Below are 25,085 nucleotides of genomic sequence, written 5' to 3' on the forward strand. Positions count from 1 at the left end.
CCTATATTCATGTCAATTGAAAATAAAACGAAAAGCTAGAGACATGGATTATTTCTATTCAAAAATTACGGATCTGGATTTTGACGAAGCTATTGGGGCAGTTACTGAAAATCTCAAGGAAAAGGGATTTGGAGTCCTTACGGAAATAGATGTGAGGGCTACGCTCAAGAAAAAACTGGATGTAGATTTTAAGAACTACCGGATACTGGGTGCCTGTAACCCGGCTTTTGCACATAAAGCACTGACGGCCGAAGATAAAATCGGAGTGATGCTGCCCTGTAACGTGATCGTAGAAGAACACGATGATGGAAGGGTGGAAGTTTCAGCCGTAGATCCTGTGGCCTCCATGCAAGCTGTGTCAAATAGTGACCTGAAGCCTATAGCGGAAGAAGTACGGGAAAATCTTAGAGAAGTAATTGATATGCTCTAGGGCTCTGCCGCAGCAAATGAATTCCGGTGCCTTCTTTTTGGCACCAATCACATTAAGATAGATAAAACGAGTTACTATGAAACTGACTATACCTAACCTATTTCGGGTAGCCATTATAATGATGTTCGGCTCCGTAATTTCATTTCATCCTTTGCATGCCCAGACGAACAACGGTGCAAAAGATGAAGTAAGAAAGATGAGCCTGTCGCAGGTATTGGCTATAACCGAAGAAGCCAACTTCCAGGTCAGGATGGCCGAGGCAGATATGGATATTGCCCGATCACAGTATCGCCAGACCAACGCGGCTTTTCTCCCGCAGTTGTCCATAGAGGAGACCGGGGTCAGAACCAATGATCCTCTCAACGTCTTTGGATTTCGTCTGAAACAGGAGGCTGTTACGGCGGCAGATTTTGATCCGGCCCGGTTAAATGATCCTGATGCATTTACAAACTTTTCAACAAAGTTTGAAGTACGCCAGCCGCTTCTGAACGCTGACATGTTGTTCAAGAGGGGTGCGGTAAAAAATCAACTTAACGCCGCGGAAGAGCAGTTTAAAGGCACACTTGAATACGCACGTTTTCAGGTTAAAGACACCTATTACAGGTTGATCCTGATGAGGGAGCAACTGGAGGCTATCGATAAGTCACTTGCAGCTGCACGTGAAAACGAGAGGCAGGCAGGCAATTTTTTCGAACAGCAGATGATAAGTAAAGCTGACTACCTGGCTGCCAAAGTTAGGATGCTTGAGCTGGAGAGCCGTAAGTCACGGGTACAGGATCAGCTGATTACTGTTCAGGATAATCTGAATTTCCTGCTGGGTATGGAGGAAGATGTCAAAATTATTCCTTCCGACAGTATGCAGACTCCCCGTTTCTCGGAAGATCATCTGCAAAATGTAGAGCCCGGTATGAACTCGGAAATCAGGGCATTGAAATATCAGGTGAGTGCTGCTGAGCAGATGCTTAGATCTTCGAAATTCAGTTTCGTGCCATCTATCAATCTTTTTGGGAATTATGAATTTAATGACGAAGTGCTACTGGGTACCGAAGGTGAGAGCTATATGATTGGTGCCACCCTTAAATGGAACCTCTTTAGTGGGTTCAACAATGTCGGTAAGGTGATGGAAAGCAAGGCGCAGTTGAATAAAGCTAAAATAGCCTACGAGAGCAGAAGCTTTAAAAACAGGCTGGATATCGAAAAGGCCAAACGATCCATCAGTCAGGCGCAGGTTCAGTTGGAATTTGCAGAGTCATCGGTCGAACAAGCTGCTGAAGATTACCGCATCAGAAATGACCGGTATGAGCAGGGAATGGAGAAAACAACAGATCTGCTTGCCGCCGAGGCCAAGCTATCTCAGTCTCGCCTGCAACGGTTGGATGCCTTGTATCAATATCACAGCAGTCTGGCAACTCTAGAGCTGCTGCTCGAGCGGGAAATGACTCCCTGAACCTATAAGTGTCTATCTAAAAGTATTACAGCAACCTAAATGTATATCCAAAACATCATGAAGAAAGTTAAATCAGTTTATAAATCACTAAAAGCAACTCCTTTGCTTGTCTTGTTGGCTCTAACGGTGACAGCAGTTTCCTGCGGCCCTTCTGAAGAAGCAGAAGTATCCTCTTCAGAAGCCATATCAGTAAATTTGCAGCAGGCAGCTCTTCAAACCGTACCGGCCTCTTACCGTTTTTCAGGAAAAGTAAAGAGTGACAATACGGTTCGCCTGAGTACCAAAGTCAGTGGCAAAATTGTGCAGCTGAGTGTTGAGGAAGGTGACTATGTAAGTAAGGGAGAAACGCTGGTCCGCATTAAAGACGATAACCTGCAGGCGCAGAAGACCCAGGTGGAAGCCGGTTTGAGTGAAGCAAGAGCTTCACTGGCTAACACAGAGAAGAATTACGAGCGAATGAAAGCGCTGTTTGAAAAGGAGAGTGCTACCCAAAAAGAACTCGATGATATTACTACGCAGTACGAGATGTCCAAAGCCAAGGTGCAATCCCTGGAGGCTAAACTTGCAGAAATTCGCGATATGATTGATTACACAGACCTGCAGGCACCATTCAACGGATATGTTGTTTCGAAGATGGCCTCAGAAGGTGATCTGGCAGGACCCGGGCAACCCTTGCTTTCAATTGAAAAGGAAACTGTTATGAAAGTAGTCGTAACGGTACCCGAAACGCAGATATCACTGTTTAATCCAAAAGACACGGTTACGTTTGATGTTAGAGCTGTTGGCAAGATGAATATTCAGGGTGTTGTAGCGAGTATTAACCCCTCAGGTAACCCTGCCAGCCGGCAATTTAGCGTTGAGATCAGTATCCCGGATCTCTCTCAGATGCAAGGATTGAAGTCAGGAATGTTTGCGGAGGTAGGTCTGCTCTCGAGTGGAGATCAGAAAATAACGGTCCCTGAGACGGCGATTGTTGAACGCGGGCAGCTTACGGGTATTTATACGTTGAACAGTAATTCAGAAGCGGTGTTGCGATGGGTACGCCTTGGAGATAAGAATAACGGCACGGTTGAGATTCTTTCGGGATTGGCTCCCGGAGAGTCATTCGTGGCCTCCTACGAAGGCGCCATTCGCGAAGGTCAGAAAGTTAACGTTCAGTAACAGAAAATTTATAGAAAAGAATTATGAAAACTGGAATTGCAGGAAAAGTAGCACAGGCCTTTATTGACTCCAAGCTGACCCCGCTGTTGATGCTGGTATTCTTGGCACTGGGCTTTTACGGAACTTATCTGACCCCAAGGGAAGAGGAACCTCAGATTGACGTGCCGATGGCAGATATTTTCATTGGCTATCCCGGCGCATCGCCCGAAGAGGTAGAGGGAAGAATTAGTGTTCCACTGGAAAAAGTGCTCTCGAATATTGAAGGCGTAGAGTACGTCTATTCCACTTCCATGCCGGATCAGGCGATGGTTTCGGCACGCTTCTATGTGGGTGAGGATGTGGAAAGAAGTCTGGTACGGCTCTATAATGAGATTATGAAAAATATGGACCGGTTCCCGGAAGGCGCAACAGCACCTCTGGTTAAAACCCGCTCCATTGATGACGTACCAATCATGACATTGACGCTATGGAGTGAATCCTATAGTGATTACGAATTGCGGCGAGTTGCCGATGAGTTGGCTCTTGAAATAAAGAAGATTGACGACGTTGCCCAGACAGAACTGCACGGTGGCAGAACCCGGCAGGTTAGCGTTACCCTCGATAAAAACAAGATGGCCTCTTACGGTATTGACCCCCTTAGGGTTGCCGGACAAATACAGGCTGCCAATAAAGAGATGACATCCGGGTCCTTCGATAAAAATGATACGGAATACCTGGTAGATACCGGCGATTACTTCAGAAATGCAGAGGAAGTAAGAAACCTGGTTATTGATGTCAAGGACGGCGATCCCATCTATCTTGGAAGTATAGCAGATGTAAGTGACGGACCCGAAGAGCCTGCCGAATATGTCTCTTATGGTGTAGGGAACGCTAAGGGAGAACAAGAGGGGTTGAATCCCGGGGAATCATATCCGGCTGTCACCATTTCGGTTGCCAAGCGTTCGGGTGCCGATGCTATGTTTATTGCTGAAAAAGTTGAAGATAAAGTGGATCAGCTCGATGGAAGTCTTATTCCATCGGATATCAATATTACGACTACCAGGAATTACGGGGAAACGGCGGCATCAAAAGTGCTTTCTCTGCTGGAACACTTACTGGCAGCAATTCTGGCTGTTACGGTTGTGGTAGCCCTGGCAATGGGATGGAGAGGCGGACTGGTAGTATTCCTTTCTGTACCGGTGACTTTTGCCCTTACCCTCTTTCTGTACTATATGTTCGGGTATACACTGAACCGCATAACCCTCTTCGCGCTGGTATTTGTTACGGGTATCGTGGTAGATGACTCGATTATTGTTGCAGAAAACATGCATCGCCACTTTAAAATGCGGAAACTTCCCTTTAAACAGGCTGCCATCGCCTCTATCAACGAGGTCGGGAACCCGACTATACTGGCAACATTTACGGTAATTTCGGCGGTCCTGCCAATGGCCTTTGTGTCCGGACTCATGGGTCCTTATATGAGTCCAATGCCGATCGGCGCTTCCCTTGCAATGATATTCTCTTTGATTGTTGCACTGGTGATTACACCCTGGCTTGCCTACAAGCTGCTTCCACATGTGAAACCTGAAAAAGATGAAAGTGGCAAAGAGAAGGCCTATAAGTTAGAGGATACCCGTATTTATAAGTGGTATTCCAAAACTATGGAACCGCTGCTTGAAAATGTTACCTACCGTTGGCTCTTTATCGGCGGAGTGACTTTAATGCTTATAGCATCCACGCTGCTCTTTGTATTCCGTCTTGTGGAGGTGAAAATGCTTCCTTTCGATAACAAGAATGAAGTTCAGCTTATCATCGATATGCCGGAGGGAACCACACTGGAGCGTACCAATGCAGTTGCAAGAGAGGTTGGAATCAGTATCAAGGATTTGCCTGAACTGCTCGATTACCAGATATATTCGGGTACAAACGCTCCCATTAATTTCAACGGTTTGGTAAGGCACTATGACCTCAGAAAAGGTGCCAATATTGCTGACATTCAATTGAACCTGGTGGATAAAGGCAAGCGTAGTGACCAGAGTCATGATATTGCCAAGAGGATTAGACCAATTGTTCACGAAGTAGGTGAACGTTACAATGCCAACATTAAAGTCGTAGAGGTGCCACCGGGCCCGCCTGTTATGTCAACCCTGGTTGCAGAGATATACGGACCGGATGCCGATCAGCGTGAACGTGTGGCGCGTGAGGTGAAAGGTATTTTCACTGACATGGATGGAGTGGTAGATGTAGATTGGATGCGTGAAGCTCCACAAACCAAATACAGGCTGGATGTCAATAACGAAAAAGCCATGCTCTCCGGAATTACATCCGAGCAGGTGGTTCAGACGGTCACCATGGCACTGCGTGGCAAACCGGTTTCACGGCTTTACAGCGAAACCGATATCAACGAGATACCTATTGTGTTGAAATTGCCCGAGAAAGAGCGATCGGACATCCAACAGCTGGGGCAACTTTACATGCAGTCAGCTTCAGGAAGTATGATTCCGGTTTCTGACCTAGTTTCAATAGAGGAAGAAACCCTTGAGCCCAGTATTCACCGGAAAAACCAGCGTCGAGTTATGTACGTTACTGCTGAAGTCGCGGGTGCGATTGAAAGTCCGGTCTATGCAATTTTGGATGCCGGAGAAAAAATCGATGCTATCGACATGCCTCAGGGTTACAGTCTCGATCAGATTTTTGCCGGCCAGCCCTTCATGCAGGAAGATTATACATTGAAGTGGGACGGTGAGTGGCAAATAACCTATGAAGTGTTCCGGGATCTGGGCATCGCATTTGCTGTGGTTCTGGTCATTATCTATATGCTGATCATCGGCTGGTTCCAGGACTTCAAAGTTCCCATCATTATGATGATTGCCATACCGCTCTCTCTGGTTGGGATCATACTGGGCCACTGGATATTAGGTGCTTTCTTTACGGCTACATCCATGATCGGAATGATTGCACTGGCAGGTATTATGGTGCGAAATTCGGTATTGCTAATCGACTTTATAAATATCCGATTGGATGACGGGGAGTCGCTCAAGCAGGCTGTTATTGAAGCGGGAGCAGTTCGAAGTATGCCGATTCTATTGACTGCAGGTACCGTAGTTATCGGTGCGGTCGTGATTCTCTTTGATCCGATCTTTCAGGGATTGGCCATTTCGTTGATGGGTGGTGCAGTGGCTTCAACTGCCTTAACACTAATCATGGTTCCCTTGATCTACTTCATGGCCGAGAATAAGGTGCAAGAGATCACCAGCAGTGAGGAGCAATAATCAATAATACTGTGGCGGCAGATAGTGAGTTGCCGCTTCATCAAAACCTAAGACCTATGAAACTACTAATCATTTTGAGCATCGAAGAATACGCAAACGACGTGCGGATGATACTGGCGAAGCAAAAAGTGCCGGTGTATAGCGAAACTGAGATTCACGGCTTCAAGACCGAAGAGTACCAGCCGGATATATCAAACTGGTTTGCCCATGATGCGCACGGCGTATACTCAAAACTATTTTTCACCTTTCACCAGGCCGATTCGGTAAAAAAAGTTCTGGATGAGGTAAAAAAATATAACACGGATAAAGGCGATGACCAGCAGAACCCGGTCCATGCGTACCTTCTAGATGTTAAGGAAGCTGTTTAATCAAACTATAATCAATAAACATTTATTACTATGACAAATTCCAACAAAAGTTGTGCACCAATGCGTCCGATGGAGCGGGTAATTCGCGCCATAGCCGGAACATTCGTAACCATTAGCTTAATTCTGGGCTATTTTGTAAGCCCCTACTGGTTTTTATTTACATTATTTGTAGGATTGAATCTCTTTCAGTCATCTTTTACCCAATGGTGCCTGGCAGAAGAAATTCTTAAGAAACTGGGAATAGCTACAGGTGATAGCCCTCAGCAGGAAACCAAAGCGCAGGTTTAGCAACCCATTAAACCAACCTGCAAGGGGGCTTTATAAGATCCGGATGTAATCCGGGTAAGGCAGGTAATTTTTACAGAATAAGGATTGAAAAGACGCGAACTTTTAGCTATCTAATCCTGCTTATTTCTGAAAAAAAGCAGGAACTCCTGCCTGCGTAAAGACCATATAATTAACTATGTATTTTAAGCAAATATTCGATGAAAAGCTGGCTCAGTATGCCTATCTCATAGGATGTCAGGCAACAGGCGAAGCCATTATTATAGATCCTATGCGGGATATCGACCAGTATGTGAAACTTGCCCAAAGTCAAAACTTGCGCATTGTCGCAGCCACGGAAACTCATATTCACGCCGACTTTCTTTCCGGATTGCGTGAATTTGCCGAACATGGGATAAAAGTATACGCTTCCGATGAAGGAGATGAGGACTGGAAATATGAGTGGCTTAAGGGAAGTGGTTATGACTACGGCTTTCTTTACGATGGCGACGAGTTTCCAATCGGAAATATCCGCTTTAGGGTAAAACACACCCCCGGACATACCCCGGAGCATATCAGTTTTCTGGTAACGGATGGCGCAGCTGCCGACGAACCGATGGGTATGCTGTCCGGAGATTTCATTTTTGTCGGTGATGTGGGCCGCCCTGATTTGCTGGAGTCTGCCGCGGGTCAGGTCGGTTCAATGGAGAGTTCTGCCAAAACCCTGTACAAATCAGTAGAAGAGTTTAAATCCATGCCCGAATATTTACAGGTCTGGCCGGGACATGGAGCCGGTAGTGCCTGCGGAAAGGCATTGGGAGCAGTTCCTGAATCATCGGTAGGCTATGAGTTGCGATTTAATAACTCCATAAAAGCAGCCGACAGCGAGCAGCATTTCGTAAACTATATTTTGGAAGGACAGCCGGAACCACCGCTATACTTTGCGCGGATGAAACGTGATAACAGGGAAGGGCCAAAAGTACTAAAAAAATTGCCCCAACCTGAACGCATGAGTATAGATGCTATTCGTAACGCGGCTTCAACTAAGAGTAACGTTATATTGGATACCCGCGAACGACTGGCATTTATGGGTGGCCATTTAGCGGGTGCACTGCTTGCTCCTATGGAAAAGCAGTTTAATACCACTGCGGGATCATATATCCGTGAAAACGAGAATATTTTCTTAATCATCGATGAAAGCAGAGTTGAAGAAGCGGTCAGAGATTTGATACGCATCGGACTTGATAATGTAGAAGGCTATGCAACCCCGGATGACTTGGTACATTATGCCGATAACGGAGGTAAATTAAGTAGCATTGATATTATTGATTTTGAAGACACGGCTCATCTAAAGAAAGATGAGGAGAACTTCATCGTCGATGTGCGTAAAGCTTCTGAGTTTGAGAAAGGTCATCTGGAAGGAGCCCTGAATATTGCTCATACCCGCCTGCTTGATCGTGAAGATGAGCTCCCCAAAGACAAAACGTTACTGGTTCACTGCCGAACAGGAATTCGAGCCTCTGTGGCATCAGCCCTGTTGGTGAGGGACGGTTTCAAGGTCAAATACATCAATGATGAAGTTGAGAAGGTACTCCATTAGCATTTCAAATAATTTATACAACAGGAGAAGCGCCTCATGATATGGGCCTGGATCGGTGCACTTGCAGTAGGACTGACCCTGGGAATACTGGGTTCAGGCGGGTCGATTCTTACGGTTCCGGTTCTGGTATACCTGGTGGGTGAACCTGAAAAAGTGGCTATAGCTGAGTCACTGGGAATTGTCGGGGCAATCAGTCTTTCAGGCTTTATTCCCTATGCAATCAAGAAGCAGGTACACTGGCCGAGTATATTTTATTTTGGCGTACCTGGTATTGCGGGCACTTATTTCGGTTCGGTCATGGCGGCTTATGTTTCCGGAGAATTTCAGCTGATTGTTTTTGCATTCATCATGCTGATCGCCGCAATTATGATGTTTAGACAGAAGGCAAGGGAGCCTAAACCGGTTTCACAGTATAACCTGGTGAAGTGGCAGCTGGGCCTGCAGGGTTTTGGTGTAGGCTCACTTACGGGATTTATAGGCGTGGGCGGTGGCTTCATGATTGTCCCCGCTTTGGTACTACTGGCCGGCCTTCCTATTTCACTTTCGGTGGGTACCAGTTTGGCCATTATCAGCCTTAATAGTTTCAGCGGATTCTACAAACACCTCGATGTACTTAAGTCTTTTGATCTGACGCTCAACTGGTCGTTGATCATCATTTTTTCTTTGATTGGTGCGGTTGGAAGTCTTATCGGCAACAGGGTAGGTGTTTATATTCCACAAGAGAAGTTGAAAAAAAGTTTTGCAAGTTTTCTCGTGGTCATGGCAGCATATATCATTTTTATGAACCTTTAATTGAATTTAAGTAATGGATTTCTACACAATAATACTCATAGTAATTGCCGCAGTAATGGTTTTGTATTATGGGGCAAAACTGAAAAATTCCGGGGAGACACTCGATCCCGAAACATTCAAAGAGAAATGGAAGCAGGATTCGGGAGTTGTAATTGATGTTCGCACAAAGAGTGAGCACAAAGGGGAGCGGCTGGATATCACTGATCACAATTATGATATTACCGATAGCGAGTTCTCTGAGCAAATTGAACAACTCGATAAAAGTAAAACCTATTATCTTTATTGTCGTACCGGTAGCCGAAGCGGTCGGGCTGCCAGGATGATGGAGCAAAATGGCTTTGAACATGTTTATAACATAGGCGGTTTACAAAAGCTGCTGAATGCAGGTTTCAATAAACAATCTGGTAACTAAATTATGAGGAACAAAACTATGAGAACTGTGAAATGGACTACGATACTAACAATGCTTGCAGGTGTGATTATTCTATCTGCCTGTTCCGGCAACTCCGAATCGCAAACCAGGATTAATCCCGAAACTTTTAAAGAGAAAATTCAGGAAACCCGGGGTGTCATCATCGATGTTCGAACGGCAGAAGAATATCAAGAGGGACACCTGGCACTTGTGGACTATAACTACAACCTGCTGAATGGGGATTTTGAAGCCCAACTCGATTCCCTTTCCAAAGATGAAACCTACTATTTGTATTGCCGAACGGGCAACCGCAGTGGGCAGGCCGCAGAAATCATGAAGAACAATGGTTTTGATAAGGTCTACAATGTGGGCGGTTACCAGCAGCTTGTTGACAGTGGTTTTGAAAGTGCGGAATAGAAAAAATTTATTTTTCCAATTTCACCTGATCAGATAATCTCCTGATTATCTTTGTCGTAAATCTAATATTCGAATAAGCATTTCTTCGTCAGCGATGCCATCCGATTGATTGTAATCGATGAGGGTGGGATAACCAAGCTTATCATCAAACTCGAGCTCCAATTTTTGGGGGTTGCGAGAAGCAGCCTCCAAGAGCCATTGGAATAGTTCATCAACGGTAGAATAACCGTAATCCTCTGCAATCTCCTCACCGGTTTCACTATTGATTACTTTGGTCAATGAGTCAGAGTCAACGACGATGGTATACTTGGAGGGTGGAGGGCAAAAACAGATACGTTCGATATCCGCACTGTACGTTTCAATATTGGCAGCCTTCCATCGTTTTTGGGCGATTTCAATTTCACCGGTTTGCCCTGAAGTAGTGCATGACGTTAGCAGGCCGGAAATAGAGATGAGCAGAATAATGACATGACTTGCCATCGGTTTTACACATAAAAATTTATTGATTGCACACAAATTACGTAGTGGGTACGTGATATGCTACGGCACGGTATAATGTCGGTTAATTATTCCTGACTCTGGAGAAATTCACGGGTAATTTTCCGGGTCTGATCAGCACCCATATATTTTTCAAGATCATAGAGCGTAACCTTTTTCTCACCTTCTTCAAAAGTATACCCCAAATGACCTCCGTCAATTTCTTTTTCTACCTGATCCACAGTCATATTCAACATTGTACCAACTTCTTCTAATGTAAACATGGAGCGCATAGCTAAAAGGATTTTTTCGCTTAGATGATAGTGTACGATCTAACTCTTACGAGGAATATAGAAAAATTATACTTTAATGCTAGTTGTATTAAGATAATATCATTTATTTAATCATATATGTTATTAAACGGCATTAGAATGCATTTAGTGCATGTTAATTATCTCTTTATGTCTGAAACAAGAGACCAGATGGTCATTGACCATGCCCACAGCCTGCATGTGTGCATACATGATGGTGCTTCCCACAAATTTAAACCCTCTCTTTTTTAGATCTTTCGCCAATTTATCGGAAATCTCTGTGGTTGCAGGTACGTCTGACATACTTGTCCAATGATTGACCACGGGTTCTCCATCTACAAATGACCAGATGTAGTCATCAAAGCTACCGTACCGGTCTTTCAATTCTATAAAATTTTGGGCATTCGTCACCGCAGACCGCACTTTCAATTTATTTCTTATAATGGCTGGATTGTTCAGCAGCTCTTGTATCTTTGCTTCGTCAAAACGGGCAACCTTCTCGACATCAAAATTGGCAAAGGCTTCACGGTAGCCTTCTCTTCTTTTGAGGATGGTGCTCCAGCTTAATCCGGCTTGTGCACCCTCGAGAATTAAAAATTCAAATTGAATCTTATCATCATGAACAGTTACTCCCCACTCCTTGTCATGATATTCTACATATTCGTCAAAGGTATTCTCGCACCAGTCACAACGTTTTTTCATGGCATCGGGTAGATTATAAGGTTTTGGAAATGAATGACTTGGGGCATTTTTGTTTTAAATCTTTAATGGTTTAATTCAAGCAGGCATTTCCATTGGTTACCTCCTCAATGAAACATGCATGATTATCGGTTCACGATTAGATAGCATAATTTAATTACTAAAGTACGACCAAATGAAGGAAGAAGTAATAGCTTATTTTGAAAACAAGAGCGGTATCAGTGAAAATCTTGGAAGTAAAATAAAATCCCTTTCACAGTTTCTTGAAAATGTAATTACGGAAAAAGAAAATGAAGATCTGTTCCGTGAAATGGCTTCACTTCCTGAATTGGCTGCTGATGCATTCGATGAAGAGTCAGAGAGCAGCTTTCAGGAACTGCAGAAGAAAATTCGGGAATATGATACAGCCGAAATTATTAAGTTTCTAAAATATAATACCGCCTTTTTTCATCTGGTAAACTCACTGGAACAGCATGAAATCACCCGTATAAACCGCCAGCGTGCCTTTGATACGAGTCCTGAGAACCCGCGCTCTGAAAGCATTGCCGAAGCGATATTTGGCCTAAAAGAAGCAGGCTATGATTACGAGGAAGCCTTGGAGATAATTGGGAAACTCGATATTCAACCGACTATCACAGCCCATCCAACCGAAGCACGCAGGCACAGCGTTTTGGTAAAACAACAGCACATCACTTCCATGATCAGTCAACTGGAGGATGAATCTTTTACTCCGGAAGAGCGCGATAACATGGTGGTGGAAATATTGAATGAGATCAATCTATTGTTGGCCACCGATGAGGTTAGAACCGAGAAGGTTACTGTTGAAGATGAGGTGGAGAACGGGATGTTCTATTTCATGAATTCGATATGGGAAACAATACCGGTTTTATATGAAGACCTAAGGCACGCATTTGAAACCTATTACGGGAAATCTCCGGAGTTGCCTATCGTATTACGCTACAGGTCATGGATCGGAAGTGACCGCGACGGTAATCCAAACGTTACCGAGGAGGTTACCTGGAATACGATCATGGAACAGCGCCAAAGTATACTCGGGCTGTACCTGGACGAACTGGATGAGTTACGCCGGTACCTAAGTATCTCTCAAAACCAGTTTGAGATCTCTGAAGAGTTGGAAGAATCGATTCAAAAGGATGAACGAATTGTTCCGCTTTCCGTGCGGTATAACCGGCTTTATAGCCAGGAACCTTACCGGAGGAAGATAAGCCATATAATGCAGAAACTGCGGATGCAGCTTGAGGCTATTGAAGAGGGTGACAATAACCGGGTGATTCAGAAATCGGGTGATTATACTGCTGAGGATTTTCAGAAAGATCTTGAACTGATTAAGGTCAGCCTGGAAGAAAATGGACTTGAGAAGGTAGCCCACGAAGGCAAGGTGAATGATCTCATCATTCGCGCCAAAACCTTCGGCTTTCATATGGCGGCTCTGGATATTCGACAGCACAGCCGTTTGCACGAAGAGACAATTGCTGAACTGCTGGATCTTGCCGAGGTAAGCGAAAATTATGCAGATCTCCCGGAAGAGGAGAAGGTTCAGTTGTTGACTAAAGAGCTTTCCAATCCAAGACCTTTGTGCCCCATACGCTCCAATATCTCGGAGGAATCTGCTAAAATCATGGGAGTGTTTCGACTTATCGGTGACCTGCTAGAGCTCGATGCCAACAGTTTTGGCAGTTATATCATCAGTATGACGCACGGTGTCAGCGATATGCTTGAAGTGTTGATTCTAGCCAAGGAAGCCGGCCTTTGGAGTTTGACCGATGGTGTAGTGAAGAGCAGCATCAATGTAGTTCCCCTGTTTGAGACGATTGAAGATCTTGAAGTTTGTAATGAATTGATGAAGCAAATTTTTGAAAATGATCTCTACGCTCGTCAGATTGAAGCAAGAGACAGTTTTCAGGAGATCATGCTGGGCTATTCCGACAGCAATAAAGACGGTGGTTACTGGATGGCCAACTGGGCACTGGAAAAAGCGCAGCAGAAATTGGGAGCGGTATGCCGCGAATATGAAATTGACTTCCGCCTGTTTCATGGGCGAGGGGGTACTGTTGGACGAGGGGGTGGACGCTCCAATCAGGCTATCCTTGCACTTCCACCCATCAGCAATAACGGCAGGATTCGTTTTACTGAGCAGGGGGAAGTGATCTCTTTCAGGTATTCACTTTCTGCCATCACCCGCAGGCATCTTGAGCAGATTGTCAATGCCATGATTAGGGTTACCGTTTCTGAGGAAAAGGGTAGGGCTGAGAAAGAGCAGCTTGTTAAGTTTATGGATGATATGGCAAATGACTCTATGAACGCATACCGTACTTTGATTGATGATGAGGAGTTCTGGCCTTGGTACACCACCATTACGCCTATTGAGCATATCAGCCGTCTGCCCATTGCCTCACGCCCGGTTTCCAGGAGCGGTGCTGATGCCGCTGATTTTGAGAACCTGAGAGCCATCCCATGGGTGTTTGCATGGACCCAGGTTCGTTATAATGTGCCGGGGTGGTTCGGCATCGGTAATGTGCTCAAGGAGTTGGTAGAGAATGAGGAGCAGACCATGGAGAAGTTACAGGAATGGTATGATGATTGGATATTCTTTAAAACCATTCTGGATAACGCACAGCGGGAAATGGCCCGGACGCACCTGCAGACTGCAGAAGTGTATGATATCTCGGAGAATGATAAGTTTGAGGAGCAAATTACAGGCGATTTCAATAAAGCCAGGGATGCCATTCTAAAGATCTCCGGTCAGTCAGAAATCCTGGAGAACAGCCCGGTGATCCTCAAATCCATTCGCTTTCGTAATCCATTTACCTATCCACTGAATATGATGCAGGTAGAGCTGTTGAAGAGGTGGAGGAAGGATAAGGACAATGAGGAGCTTAGGGATGCCCTCTTCCTCAGTATTAACGGAATCGCCGCGGCTATGCAAAGCACCGGGTGATGGAACACGGAAAACACAGGTCAGGCGAATTTTCACGGAAGATTATGATGGAAATAATTATTCAGCCTAAATCTGCCGAATCCCTTTTACCCGTGTTCCATTAACTCTTTGAGCTGTCTACGGAATTTGGGAGCGCCGCCATTGGCAGGGTGCCGCACAGGGATATAACTGCTTCCGAATTCATCCAGTACTTGTTCGCATTTTCTTCCCACTGCAATGATTTTTCTATCAGGATATAGATCCAGAAAAGCCTGAAGCGAGGCAAAGCCGGCCTCAAGTTCGGAGTCAGTAGGGGTTCTGTTACTTAATAAGCCATCCTCGGGATCATATGGGTGCCAGGAGAGGGCATTCCACAAGACCGTTTCATAGGGATCTATACCTAGATTATAAAGCGCTTTCCACATGATCGTCGCCGTGGGCTCCGACATTCCTTTCTCATTGACCTCCCGTTTGCTGGTTCTTTCGGGCGCAATGGTTTTGAAGGCCCCGTCGGCGGGAATACCGTGAACGGACTTATGATGCCCCAGCAGTATACGCTCCGAGGTCATGGCAATTCCGGTGAAATGTCCGCCCTGGTACCCGAGGGCCTCCGCTATAAACAGATATTTGGCAGAATCCAACCTTTCTGCAAGATAGGCCTGAAGCTGCCTTCTACGAATTTTTGGAGCGTCTGCACTCCGGTCATGTTTTTTATCCTGTTCAAACCAGGGGTTGAAGAATGCACCATTAGGCGTTTTTTCCAGCTCGTGGAATAAATTCTGCAGTTCAGTCATAAATTTATTTACAGCAAAGCTCCGGGATGATCTATTATTGTCTGGGTATAAGCCAAAGTTTCGTCTGGCGGCCGTCAATATAATGAACCTCTTCTCCATCAAAAAAAGCATCCTCTTCCAGCATAATTCTAATGTCTTTATCCCATTCCGGAATGTTAACTGTGGCATTGAGTTCAATGGAATGGGCGGTATTTGAATAAAGCGGGTAATCTCCTTTTCCGGGGACGCCTTCCTGCTGGTCCCAAAGTCCAATAGTAGGTCCCGCGGCATGGCCATGATACCCGATGGGGTGGGTATAAATACTTGGCCTGATACCCTCCTCGATAGCTTGTTCCCTGGCAGCCTTGAGTATCTCGTTGCCACTGCGACCGGCTCTAAAGTTATTGGTAAGAATGTCCTGAAGCCGGTTGCCGGTTGCAAGCGCCTGATGCAATCCTTCGGGAGCATCGTCCTCATTACGTTTTAGCACATAGGCATGCTGTTGGGTGTCGGTATTGAGACCCAGGTACGTAATACCGAAATCTACATGCAGCAGGTCTCCCGGTCGAATTATATTAGAAGAGGGACGCTTGGAGAAATTCTGAAGGAAGCCGGCTTCCGGTTCATCTTCACGCTGAACGGAGACACTGGGATGGAACCAGGCGCTTAACTTTAACTCGCGAATACGCTCCCGGTACCACCACTCCACATCATCGGTGGTGGTTACGCCCGGCTGAATAACCGCTTCTGAAAATCCTTCCGCTATAACGTCATGGGCAATTTGACAAATAAGCGGATAAACCTGCATCTCAGGTTCCACCCTGGTTTCAAGCCAGCCTATCGCCAGATTTTCACCTGACACAACACGATTTCGTAAGTTGGGAGGTAATGCTGCCCGGAATGCATTGTATTCGGTATGAGAGATACCGTCAGCCAGTGCGAAGGTCTTTGAATAGTTGAGGGCTATTTTATCCGGATCCCGTTCCGATATAACTTCCGAAAGCCGAGCCCATTGATCGGGCTGTTCCTCCTTATTCCATGCTGTTTTGAAAAACTCCCCGATATCATAACGGGCAACAGCCAAACGTTCTACGGTTTCACCGTTATCGTAAAATACCAGTACGGTTCGTCTGCGAGCCGACTGCCAGGTGGCGGGCAACATCGTTTTAATGACGGGGTCTTCATTATACTCCCGCGCAATGATGATCCACATATCAATGTTTTCCCGACGCATCAGTTCCGGCACTACGTTATCCAGACGATAGTTAAGCCAGGTATTTTGAACTTCAGCGCGTTTCTGCATGTCCAGTATAACGGGGGGCGACTGGGAGTAAGATGAAGAAGTTGCAGCAATCGAAATGAAAACAAAAAGGTAAAATGAATTTTTGAAAAGTTTCACAAATGAAGTATGATTGGATCGCATTGAATAATAAGTAAAATTAGTAATGTTTTTGTAGCTTTACCCTTCAATAAATAAGGCTAATTAATAAAAGTTAATCCAAATTAGTCAGCTATTTAATAAAAAAGCTTCTAACTTAACAGCCCGTTCTTAAACAAAATTTAGAGACCCATGGATACATTGACCGATATTGCTGTTCAAAAAGCAGAACAAAGTCGTTTGCCTGAAGTTGATTTGGATAATCCGGGATTCGGCAAGGTTTTTACCGATCACATGCTGGAGATGGAGTACAAGAATGGCGAATGGAAGCAACCGGTTATTAAACCATACGGTCCCATACAAATTACTCCCGCCTTGTCTACGCTGCACTACGGGCAATCGGTTTTTGAGGGCACAAAGGCTTATTATATTGACGGCAAGACTGTCAACCTCTTTCGCCCTGAGAAGAACTATGAGCGCATGGCCAACTCTTGCGAAAGACTATGTATCCCAAAAATAGATCGAGAAACTTTTTTAGAAGGCATCCGCAAGCTGGTTAAGCTCGACCACAAATGGGTCCCTGAGAAAGACGGTAATTCACTTTACATTCGGCCATTTGCATGTGCCTGGGATACGCAGGTTGCTGCAAAAGTTTCCGATACTTATCGTTTCTACATTATACTCTCACCGGTTGGCTCGTATTACGACGCACCTGTTAGATTAATTACTTCTCAGAATTATGTTCGTGCCGTTGAAGGGGGATTCGGTGAAGCCAAAACTGCAGGTAACTATGCCGCCAGTTTTTATCCGGCTCGTAAAGCCCAGCAAATGGGCTTCAGTCAGGTATTGTGGCTCGATGCTTTTGATCATGAATATGTGGAAGAGGTAGGCACTATGAATATATTCTTCCTGATTGATGATGTGCTGATCACGCCACCCTTGGGCGGAACCATTTTGCCCGGGGTAACACGCGACTCCGTATTGAAACTTGCCCGAAGTTGGGACATGGATGTGGAGGAGCGAAAAATCGGTATGACTGAGGTTATGGAAGCAGCCCGTTCCGGCAAGTTGCAGGAAGTCTTCGGCGCGGGAACGGCTGCAGTGATTTCTCCTGTCAAAGAGATTCGACATCACGGCGAGCTGATAACCATCCACGAGGATGGAAGAGGTCCGGTAGGCCAGAAACTGTACGATACCATTTATGGTATACAGCGTGGTAAACTTGAAGACCGCTTTAACTGGACCCATTCCATTGAGGTGGCGTAACTTATTTTTTCATAATCTTCAACTTTGACCATTGGTATCAAGAATGGAAAATCTGGTCGTGAGTAGAATTATTGATACCGGATCAAGCCTAATATCCTTTTTCTCGGTCCACCTTGTGCTTGAGGTCCATGCCTGACAGAGCCCTTTTATAATTGTCCACTATCTGGGGCGCCACTTCTTCGGGAGGAGTCAAACTGGAAACATGGGGAGTGATCATAATTTTTTCGCGATTCCAGAAGGCATGGCTTTCGGGTAGTGGTTCTTTTGAAAATACATCCAGCAGGGCTCCTTCCATCCACTCCTTATCGAGAGCATAAATCAAATCTTCTTCTACCAGGTGCTCACCTCTGGCAACATTAATCAGGTACCCGGGCCTCTTTAGTTTTTTGAAGGTATCAAGATCCAGAATGCCTTCGGTTTCTTCGGTCAATGGAAGCATGCAAATAAGCAAACAACAACCGGTCAAAAAGGACTCCAGTTCTTCCTTCCCGGAATAGGTCTCCACGTTTTCAATATTTTTAACTGATTTAGACCATCCCGAAACCCGGTATTCAAGCTGAGCGAGGTAGGTTGCCGTGGGACGTCCGAGTTCTCCCAATCCCATGATGCCTATGGTAAATTCTTCCGGTGACTTGTTGGGATGGGGCTCCCAAATGCCTTTAACTTTTTGCATGGCATACATGTGGGTATTCCTCTGGTAGTTCAAAACAGCGTTTAAAACATATTCTTTCATCTGGCTAACCAATGAAGGTGAAACTACACGGCAAATTGGTATGTCTTCAGGCAAGGAATCGTCTTTCAATAAATGGTCGGCCCCGGCTCCCAGGGAAGAGACTGCCTTTAGATTGGGATAGGAGTTGAGTACCTGTTTGGGCTGGTTCCAGGCTACTACATATTGGACCTTTTCAGAGTTTGAAACTCCGGGCCATATTTCAACGTCGAGATTTGGGTCAATATTTAGCAGGGCTTCTTTCCAGGGTTGCATATTCCTGTCAGGTGCCAGCAAAACTAAGGACATAGAGAACTGAAGCTTTAGAATTGATGTTTATAGTATTTCATGGTAATAAATCAATGATATTCATGCTTGCCAAAATTCTTTTAAATGCGACATTAATTTCTTTACTGTTTCCGTACATGATGCTGGCCCAGAATGAGAGTGAATTTCAATTGTCTGACTATCGATGGGAAAATCGGCTGTTGCTCGTTTTTGCCCCCTCACAGGAAAATGACGATTACCAAAAACAGTTAGAAGAACTGAACAGTAATAGGGAGGGAGTGCTCGATCGGGATCTCAAAATTGTTCATTTATTCAGTGATGATGCATCAAATATTGACGGTCAGCAAATTGATGATAAGAGTACGGAAGACATATACAAAAAGTATGAGGTAACACCGGGGCAATACACTGTCATCCTAATTGGAAAAGACGGTACTGTAAAGCTTAGAACAGGTAATTTACTAACGAATAAGGAAGTGTTTGGTCTAATAGATAGCATGCCGATGCGGCAGCGCGAGATGCGCGAACAAGGTGAATGACCTTACCTTGATTTTAGCGGATTGAAAAAATAATTCATTGTGGAGAATAAAAAACTCCGTAATATTGAATGATGCACACCTAACCTAAATCAGTTATCCATCTCTTTTCACAGAATATTATGAAAGCCGCCATCCCACTAAACATACTGCCTCAGCCCGACGACAGTACCTGCGGGCCAACCAGTTTACATACTATCTATTCCTACTATGGGGATGACATTTCCCTGCAGCAGGTTATCGACGAGGTAGAAACCCTGGAGGAGGGAGGTACGCTTGGTTGTCTGCTTGCCAATCATGCACTGAGCCGTGGTTACCGGGCAACAATCTATACCTATAACCTGAATATGTTTGATCCGACATGGTTCGGTCATGAACAGTTTTTTATCAAAAATAAACTTGAGCTGCAGTCCCAACACAAACAGAACCCAAAACTGCTGACGGCAACGACTGCTTATACTACTTTTTTAGACCAGGGCGGGAAATTAAAATACGAGGTCTTGAAGCCTGCATTGATCCGCAGGTATTTGAATAAGCGCATCCCGATTTTAACCGGTCTCAGTTCTACCTTTCTCTATGGCAGCATGAGAGAGCATGGAGAAAATATGGATTATGATGATCTGCGTGGAGAACCCTCAGGTCACTTTGTGGTGCTCAACGGTTATGATAAAAGCAGACGCACCATCTCAGTTGCCGATCCGCTGCACACCAATCCGCTGGGTGAAGGTCCTCTCTATGAAACTGGGATAGACCGCCTGATTAATGCCATCTTGCTGGGAATTGTTACCTACGATGCTAATCTTATAATTATCACACCTGAATCAGAAGAATAGAACTTCATCATAATGAAGAATATCGTAGTGGTAAATAATCCGGCCAACTGGTCGCTGGAATTGCCCGGTGTGGAAGTGGTGTCGGCAAGGTCTTACTTATCGGATGGACTCTACAGTAAAATGAGACGGGCACGGGTTTTCAATTTATGTCGCTCCTATAAATATCAAAGTAACGGGTATTATGTTTCTCTGCTGGCAGAAGCGAGAGGGCATCGACCCCTTCCCGGAATCATGGCTATCGAGGATATCAAATCTCAAACCATGGTCCGCTTCGTTTCTGAAGAGCTTGACAAGGAAATACAGAAAGCACTGAAGCATATTGTTTCTGATGATTTTACACTCAGCATCTATTTCGGTAAAAATTTAGCGGGACGTTATGACAAGCTATCCAGGCAGTTGTTTATGCAATTCCAGGCTCCATTGCTCCGGGCACAATTTGTTCGTTTAAATGACCACTGGAATCTTCATGCCATTTCGCCCATTTCGGCCAATGAAATCCCGCAAGACCACAAACCTTTTGTTATTGAAGTGGCTCGCAAATACTTTGAGGGTCGCAGATTGCCTGGAGTAAAAAAGGATGATACCCGTTTTGACCTAGCTATACTAAGAAGTGAGAAAGAAAGCTTTCCACCATCCGACGAGAAAGCCATTCAAAAATTCATCCGGGCAGCAGAGAACCTGGACTTTTATGTTGAGGTCATTGGGAAAGAGGATTACGGGAGGCTTGCCGAATTTGACGCACTTTTCATTCGCGAGACAACGAGTGTAAGCCATCATACATATAGATTTGCCAGACGTGCCGCTGCAGAAGGTCTGGTGGTGATGGACGATCCGGAATCCATACTTAAATGTACCAATAAGGTGTATCTGGCTGAACTGCTTAATCGAAACGGCATCGCTGCCCCGAAGACCTTGATTGTGAGCGAGGATAACAGCGGTAGGATAGAACCCGAAATTGGTCTCCCCTGTATTTTGAAACAGCCTGACAGTTCCTTTTCCCAGGGAGTTGTAAAGGCAGAAAATCGTCAGCAGCTAAAAGAGATGCTGGTTAAACTTTTTAATACTTCCGATCTGTTGATTGCCCAGGAATTTCTGCCTACCGATTACGATTGGCGCGTTGGAATATTAAATGGGGAACCGCTATTTGTGTGCAAATATTATATGGCCCGGAAGCATTGGCAGATCTATGAAAGATCTAAAGACGGGAAAACCTATTCCGGTAAAGCAGAATCACTTCCTGTGAATGAAGCTCCCGAGGCGGTTTTGAAAACAGCTTTACATGCTGCCAATCTAATCGGAAACGGTTTGTACGGAGTGGATCTCAAGCAGGTGGGTGGAAAGGTTTATGTAATTGAGATAAATGATAACCCCAGTATCGATTCCGGCTTTGAAGATGTCATATTGAAAGATGCCCTCTACAATAAGATCATGAAGGAATTTCTTAGGCGAATAGAAGTGAAAAAATCCCCTAACCGTAATTGATCCGGGACGAAGAATCGCATCACTTTATAATTGAATGGGTGATGAGAGTGCCGGGTATCAAAATGTTAACTTGATCCTTAATTCCACAAAGCAATCGAAACACAATTAGAACATTTGAGCAGGCTACATCTTTTTGAAGCGTATGGCATTGAACTTGAATACATGATCGTTGATCGTGATACATTCAATATTAGGCCTATTACAGATAAGCTGTTCTGGGACTATGCCGCTGCGCAAGTCAATGAAATAGATCGCGGAGAAATTGCATGGTCCAATGAGCTGGTGCTCCACGTCGTTGAATTAAAAACCAACGGTCCGGCAAAAACCTTAGAAGGACTTCACCGGCTATTTCAAAAGGAGGTCCTGGAAATCAACCGAAGGCTTGAACCTTACAATGCTTGTCTGATGCCGGGTGCCATGCATCCCTGGATGGACCCCGATACGGAAACGAGACTCTGGCCTCATGAATACAATCCGATATATGAGGCATATAATAGAATTTTTGACTGTCGGGGTCACGGTTGGGCTAACCTTCAGAGCACACATATCAACCTGCCTTTTGCAAACGATGAAGAATTCGAAAAACTGCATGCGGCCATTCGAATTGTATTGCCTATTCTGCCGGGACTCGCTGCCAGTTCTCCGGTTGCCGGTTTAAAGCGCCAGCCGTTTTCTGATTATAGACTTGAAGTATACCGCAGCAACTCGAACCGTATCCCATCGGTTACGGGTCTGGTTATACCGGAAGCAGTTTTCAGCAGGGAGGAATATGATCGTCACATATTCCAGAGAATGTATCGCGATATTGCACCGCATGATCCCGAAAATATCTTGCAGGATGAATGGTTGAATTCACGCGGGGCCATAGCACGTTTCGATCGAGGAAGTATTGAAATCAGGGTGCTTGATATCCAGGAATGTACCCTGGCAGATTTGGCTGTCGTGCGGATCATTACTGATCTGCTAAAAGCATTGGTAGAAGAGCGATGGTGCTCCCTCGATGAACAGAAATCTTGGAATGAAGAAACCCTGTATCACATTTTTATGAATGTGATACAAGACGCCGAGAACACCGTCATAGATGACAAAAGTTATCTATCGCTTTTTGATATGCCTACAAAAGGAAAAGCAGATGTCGGCTCATTGTGGCGGCATATATTTGAGGAATTGTATTCGGCCGATGAGGTACAGAACGACCGGGTTCTTAACTGCCTGGACAGAATGATCACGTTAGGAACCTTATCCGGCAGGATCAGCAGGGCGCTGCCATCTGAATTTACCCGTGACGATGCTCGAGGCGTCTATGAACAATTATGCAATTGTCTGCAAGAAGGAAAGTTATTCGAAATTGATGGATAGAAAACTAGTAGTTACATGCGAACACTCTGACAACAAGGTGCCCCAGCAATACCGTCATCTATTTGAACGAAACACTGAGGTTCTGGAAACACACCGCGGTTACGATATCGGGGCATTGGAACTTACCCGTACCATCAGCAGGAATGTAAAAAGTGAAGCCTATGCTCATGAGTTTTCACGTTTGCTGGTTGACCTGAACAGGTCATTAGGTAACCCCTCTGCTTTTTCAGAGTATATGGATGGAGTGGATAAGGAGACCAGACGATCGATCGTTGAAGAGTACTACCTTCCTTACCGACAAAAGATTAAAGATTTCATGGGCGACCTGATATCGAAAGGCGACGCCATTCTGCATCTGTCCGTTCATACCTTTACGCCTCAGATGAACGGAGTTGAGAGAGAAGTTGATATTGGTCTGCTCTATGACCCAAAGCGTGACCAGGAGAAAGAGTTTTGCTGGGCATGGAGGAGGCAACTTGAACGGCTTATGCCTGACCTCAAGTATCGGATGAATCATCCCTATCCGGGAACGATGGATGGCTTTTCGACAAGCATCAGAAAAGAACTTGGTCAGGATGACTACTGGGGTATTGAACTAGAGGTTAACCAGCGCTTCCCACTATCAGAAGATTCCAAACGATGGCAACATCTGCAGGAGAATATTACCAAGAGCCTTAAATCTGTCATAGAGTAGCATCTAGTCTCGAGTAAACGTTCTATTCCTATCCGATCTTCAGAAGCCATTCCATGTAGTTCATTCTGGACAGACGGTTCTTCAGGATTGATTGAAACGGAAGCCGTCTGATTTTGCTTTACTAGTTTCTTACAGAGAATGCTGTTATAATAGCATTCTCTTAGATGCGGCTTTCGGCAAAGACGGCAAATGAGTACCAGGTTTCTATTATGAGTTCCGATAATTCCAAACCCATTGCGACTTATAAACGCGACGCCTTGTTCCTGTCTCTGGCAGGAATATTTATGACCTCACTTGTACTGGGTAATGTAATCGGCACCACAAAATTTGTCACTATCTTTTCGATGGAGTTGCCCGGTTGGCTTGAAAAGCTGACACCCGATATGGTTCAGGATGCCGGCGTCTATACCATGAGCGTGCCGGTTGGAGTCATAGCTTATCCATTTACATTTCTGGCCACGGATCTGATCTCTGAGCTTTACGGCCGCAAGAAAGCACAGCTGGTGGTCTGGGTCGGTTTCTGGATGAACGCTTTTATGCTCTTTTTGATGAGCATCAATCACTGGCTGCCCAACACGGCCGGAGTAAGCGGCGGCTTGAATTTGTTTGAAGGAGTGTATGAGTTCATGATAGGCAATACTATTGCCAGTATGATCGCATACCTCACGGCCCAAACTGTTGACGTCCGACTCTTTCATTTCTGGAAGAACTTAACCAAGGGGAAGCATTTGTGGCTGCGGAACAATGCTTCGACAACAGTCAGTCAGCTCGTGGATTCCACTGCCATTCTCTCCATCTTATATATGGCCGGAAACCTTGGTGAAGATGTAACAACCATTGGGGCTTTGGTCATTCTAATTATCAATTCTTATCTCTTTAAATTTTTCTTCGCACTGTTCGACACACCGCTTTTCTATTTTGGGGTCAGATTATTCAAAGATTTTGAAGAAGATCCGTCGGAGTACAGCCTCCACGATTAGCCTTTAAACAGAGTGGGCCGAGGTTTGGCAGAGGGGGCCGGGAGTCAACAAATTTTCCGGAAATTTTTAGCAAAAAAACATTGACATGAATACCTAAAGTACCCTATATTGGGAATCCGATTTCGACACGGGTTGAACACAATTTCATGATTGCATTCAACCCGTTTTTTGGCTCTAAGATTTGAGCAGAAAATCGGACATGTTCATTGACGTAGTGGGA

At 45.0% G+C, this 25,085-nt stretch carries 24 protein-coding genes; 18 read left to right on the top strand and 6 right to left on the bottom strand.

Going from position 1 to position 25,085, the window contains the following annotated elements:
- The first annotated feature begins 43 nt into the window (after nt 1–43).
- From G3570_RS04055 to G3570_RS04100, 10 genes are all read left to right on the top strand, one after another.
- On the top strand, nt 44–430 hold the full coding sequence (locus G3570_RS04055) for a DUF302 domain-containing protein (protein WP_165139409.1): 387 nt from the start codon (nt 44–46) through the stop codon (nt 428–430).
- Nucleotides 431–506: 76 nt separating this feature from the next.
- Nucleotides 507–1,877, top strand: coding sequence for a TolC family protein (locus G3570_RS04060; RefSeq protein ID WP_165139411.1), 1,371 nt, complete (start codon nt 507–509; stop codon nt 1,875–1,877).
- Between the two features lie 57 nt (nt 1,878–1,934).
- On the top strand, nt 1,935–3,038 hold the full coding sequence (locus tag G3570_RS04065) for an efflux RND transporter periplasmic adaptor subunit (RefSeq protein ID WP_165139413.1): 1,104 nt from the start codon (nt 1,935–1,937) through the stop codon (nt 3,036–3,038).
- Nucleotides 3,039–3,061: 23 nt separating this feature from the next.
- Nucleotides 3,062–6,289 (top strand): efflux RND transporter permease subunit, encoded by a 3,228-nt coding sequence (locus G3570_RS04070; RefSeq protein WP_165139415.1) that lies wholly within the window; start codon nt 3,062–3,064, stop codon nt 6,287–6,289.
- Between the two features lie 56 nt (nt 6,290–6,345).
- Nucleotides 6,346–6,657: a hypothetical protein gene (locus G3570_RS04075; RefSeq protein WP_165139417.1), complete on the top strand. Its 312-nt coding sequence runs from the start codon at nt 6,346–6,348 to the stop codon at nt 6,655–6,657.
- Nucleotides 6,658–6,687: 30 nt separating this feature from the next.
- Nucleotides 6,688–6,945: a YgaP family membrane protein gene (locus tag G3570_RS04080; protein WP_249066643.1), complete on the top strand. Its 258-nt coding sequence runs from the start codon at nt 6,688–6,690 to the stop codon at nt 6,943–6,945.
- A 175-nt stretch (nt 6,946–7,120) separates the two neighbouring features.
- Nucleotides 7,121–8,521, top strand: coding sequence for an MBL fold metallo-hydrolase (locus G3570_RS04085; protein WP_165139419.1), 1,401 nt, complete (start codon nt 7,121–7,123; stop codon nt 8,519–8,521).
- Between the two features lie 36 nt (nt 8,522–8,557).
- Nucleotides 8,558–9,313, top strand: a complete 756-nt coding sequence (locus tag G3570_RS04090; protein ID WP_165139421.1) for a sulfite exporter TauE/SafE family protein — start codon at nt 8,558–8,560, stop codon at nt 9,311–9,313.
- Nucleotides 9,314–9,326: 13 nt separating this feature from the next.
- A complete protein-coding gene (locus tag G3570_RS04095) occupies nt 9,327–9,725 on the top strand; it encodes a rhodanese-like domain-containing protein (protein ID WP_249066645.1) in 399 nt (132 codons plus the stop codon).
- 18 nt (nt 9,726–9,743) lie between these two features.
- Nucleotides 9,744–10,142 carry a rhodanese-like domain-containing protein gene (locus G3570_RS04100; RefSeq protein ID WP_249066646.1) on the top strand — a complete coding sequence of 133 codons (399 nt, stop codon included), beginning with the start codon at nt 9,744–9,746 and terminating at the stop codon, nt 10,140–10,142.
- Between the two features lie 45 nt (nt 10,143–10,187).
- Here the strand turns inward: G3570_RS04100 and G3570_RS04105 are convergent, their stop codons facing one another.
- The 3 genes from G3570_RS04105 to G3570_RS04115 all read right to left on the bottom strand — a co-directional run bounded on the left by G3570_RS04105 (nt 10,188) and on the right by G3570_RS04115 (nt 11,632).
- Complete coding sequence (locus G3570_RS04105) at nt 10,188–10,622, bottom strand: DUF6174 domain-containing protein (RefSeq protein ID WP_165139425.1); 435 nt, start codon at nt 10,620–10,622, stop codon at nt 10,188–10,190.
- Nucleotides 10,623–10,708: 86 nt separating this feature from the next.
- Nucleotides 10,709–10,903, bottom strand: coding sequence for a hypothetical protein (locus G3570_RS04110; protein WP_165139427.1), 195 nt, complete (start codon nt 10,901–10,903; stop codon nt 10,709–10,711).
- Nucleotides 10,904–11,056: 153 nt separating this feature from the next.
- Nucleotides 11,057–11,632 (bottom strand): DNA-3-methyladenine glycosylase I, encoded by a 576-nt coding sequence (locus tag G3570_RS04115; RefSeq protein ID WP_165139429.1) that lies wholly within the window; start codon nt 11,630–11,632, stop codon nt 11,057–11,059.
- Nucleotides 11,633–11,804: 172 nt separating this feature from the next.
- Between G3570_RS04115 and ppc the strand changes: the two genes are divergently transcribed.
- Nucleotides 11,805–14,588, top strand: coding sequence for a phosphoenolpyruvate carboxylase (gene ppc, locus G3570_RS04120; RefSeq protein ID WP_165139431.1), 2,784 nt, complete (start codon nt 11,805–11,807; stop codon nt 14,586–14,588).
- An 86-nt stretch (nt 14,589–14,674) separates the two neighbouring features.
- Here the strand turns inward: ppc and G3570_RS04125 are convergent, their stop codons facing one another.
- Nucleotides 14,675–15,361 (bottom strand): uracil-DNA glycosylase, encoded by a 687-nt coding sequence (locus G3570_RS04125; protein ID WP_165139433.1) that lies wholly within the window; start codon nt 15,359–15,361, stop codon nt 14,675–14,677.
- A gap of 34 nt (nt 15,362–15,395) precedes the next feature.
- On the bottom strand, nt 15,396–16,643 hold the full coding sequence (locus tag G3570_RS04130; RefSeq protein ID WP_249066649.1) for a M24 family metallopeptidase: 1,248 nt from the start codon (nt 16,641–16,643) through the stop codon (nt 15,396–15,398).
- Between the two features lie 267 nt (nt 16,644–16,910).
- Between G3570_RS04130 and G3570_RS04135 the strand changes: the two genes are divergently transcribed.
- On the top strand, nt 16,911–17,984 hold the full coding sequence (locus G3570_RS04135) for a branched-chain amino acid aminotransferase (protein WP_165139437.1): 1,074 nt from the start codon (nt 16,911–16,913) through the stop codon (nt 17,982–17,984).
- 88 nt (nt 17,985–18,072) lie between these two features.
- Here G3570_RS04135 and G3570_RS04140 read toward each other — a convergent pair whose 3' ends face one another.
- Nucleotides 18,073–19,002: a 2-hydroxyacid dehydrogenase gene (locus tag G3570_RS04140; protein WP_165139439.1), complete on the bottom strand. Its 930-nt coding sequence runs from the start codon at nt 19,000–19,002 to the stop codon at nt 18,073–18,075.
- A 62-nt stretch (nt 19,003–19,064) separates the two neighbouring features.
- Here G3570_RS04140 and G3570_RS04145 point away from each other — a divergent pair, with 62 nt between their 5' ends.
- From G3570_RS04145 to G3570_RS04170, 6 genes are all read left to right on the top strand, one after another.
- Nucleotides 19,065–19,520, top strand: a complete 456-nt coding sequence (locus G3570_RS04145) for a DUF4174 domain-containing protein (protein ID WP_165139441.1) — start codon at nt 19,065–19,067, stop codon at nt 19,518–19,520.
- Nucleotides 19,521–19,639: 119 nt separating this feature from the next.
- Nucleotides 19,640–20,350, top strand: a complete 711-nt coding sequence (locus tag G3570_RS04150) for a C39 family peptidase (RefSeq protein WP_165139443.1) — start codon at nt 19,640–19,642, stop codon at nt 20,348–20,350.
- A 12-nt stretch (nt 20,351–20,362) separates the two neighbouring features.
- Nucleotides 20,363–21,832 (top strand): RimK family ATP-grasp domain-containing protein, encoded by a 1,470-nt coding sequence (locus tag G3570_RS04155; protein ID WP_165139445.1) that lies wholly within the window; start codon nt 20,363–20,365, stop codon nt 21,830–21,832.
- Nucleotides 21,833–21,946: 114 nt separating this feature from the next.
- Nucleotides 21,947–23,191 (top strand): carboxylate-amine ligase, encoded by a 1,245-nt coding sequence (locus G3570_RS04160; protein WP_249066652.1) that lies wholly within the window; start codon nt 21,947–21,949, stop codon nt 23,189–23,191.
- Nucleotides 23,184–23,885: an N-formylglutamate amidohydrolase gene (locus G3570_RS04165; RefSeq protein ID WP_165139447.1), complete on the top strand. Its 702-nt coding sequence runs from the start codon at nt 23,184–23,186 to the stop codon at nt 23,883–23,885. The genes G3570_RS04160 and G3570_RS04165 overlap by 8 nt, the downstream gene beginning before the upstream one ends.
- A 209-nt stretch (nt 23,886–24,094) precedes the next feature.
- Entirely contained in the window at nt 24,095–24,865 is a 771-nt protein-coding gene (locus G3570_RS04170) for a queuosine precursor transporter (protein WP_165139449.1), read from the top strand.
- Nucleotides 24,866–25,085 lie beyond the last annotated feature (220 nt).

The organism is Halalkalibaculum roseum (assembly GCF_011059145.1).
GTDB classification, from domain to species: Bacteria; Bacteroidota; Rhodothermia; order Balneolales; family Balneolaceae; genus Halalkalibaculum; species Halalkalibaculum roseum.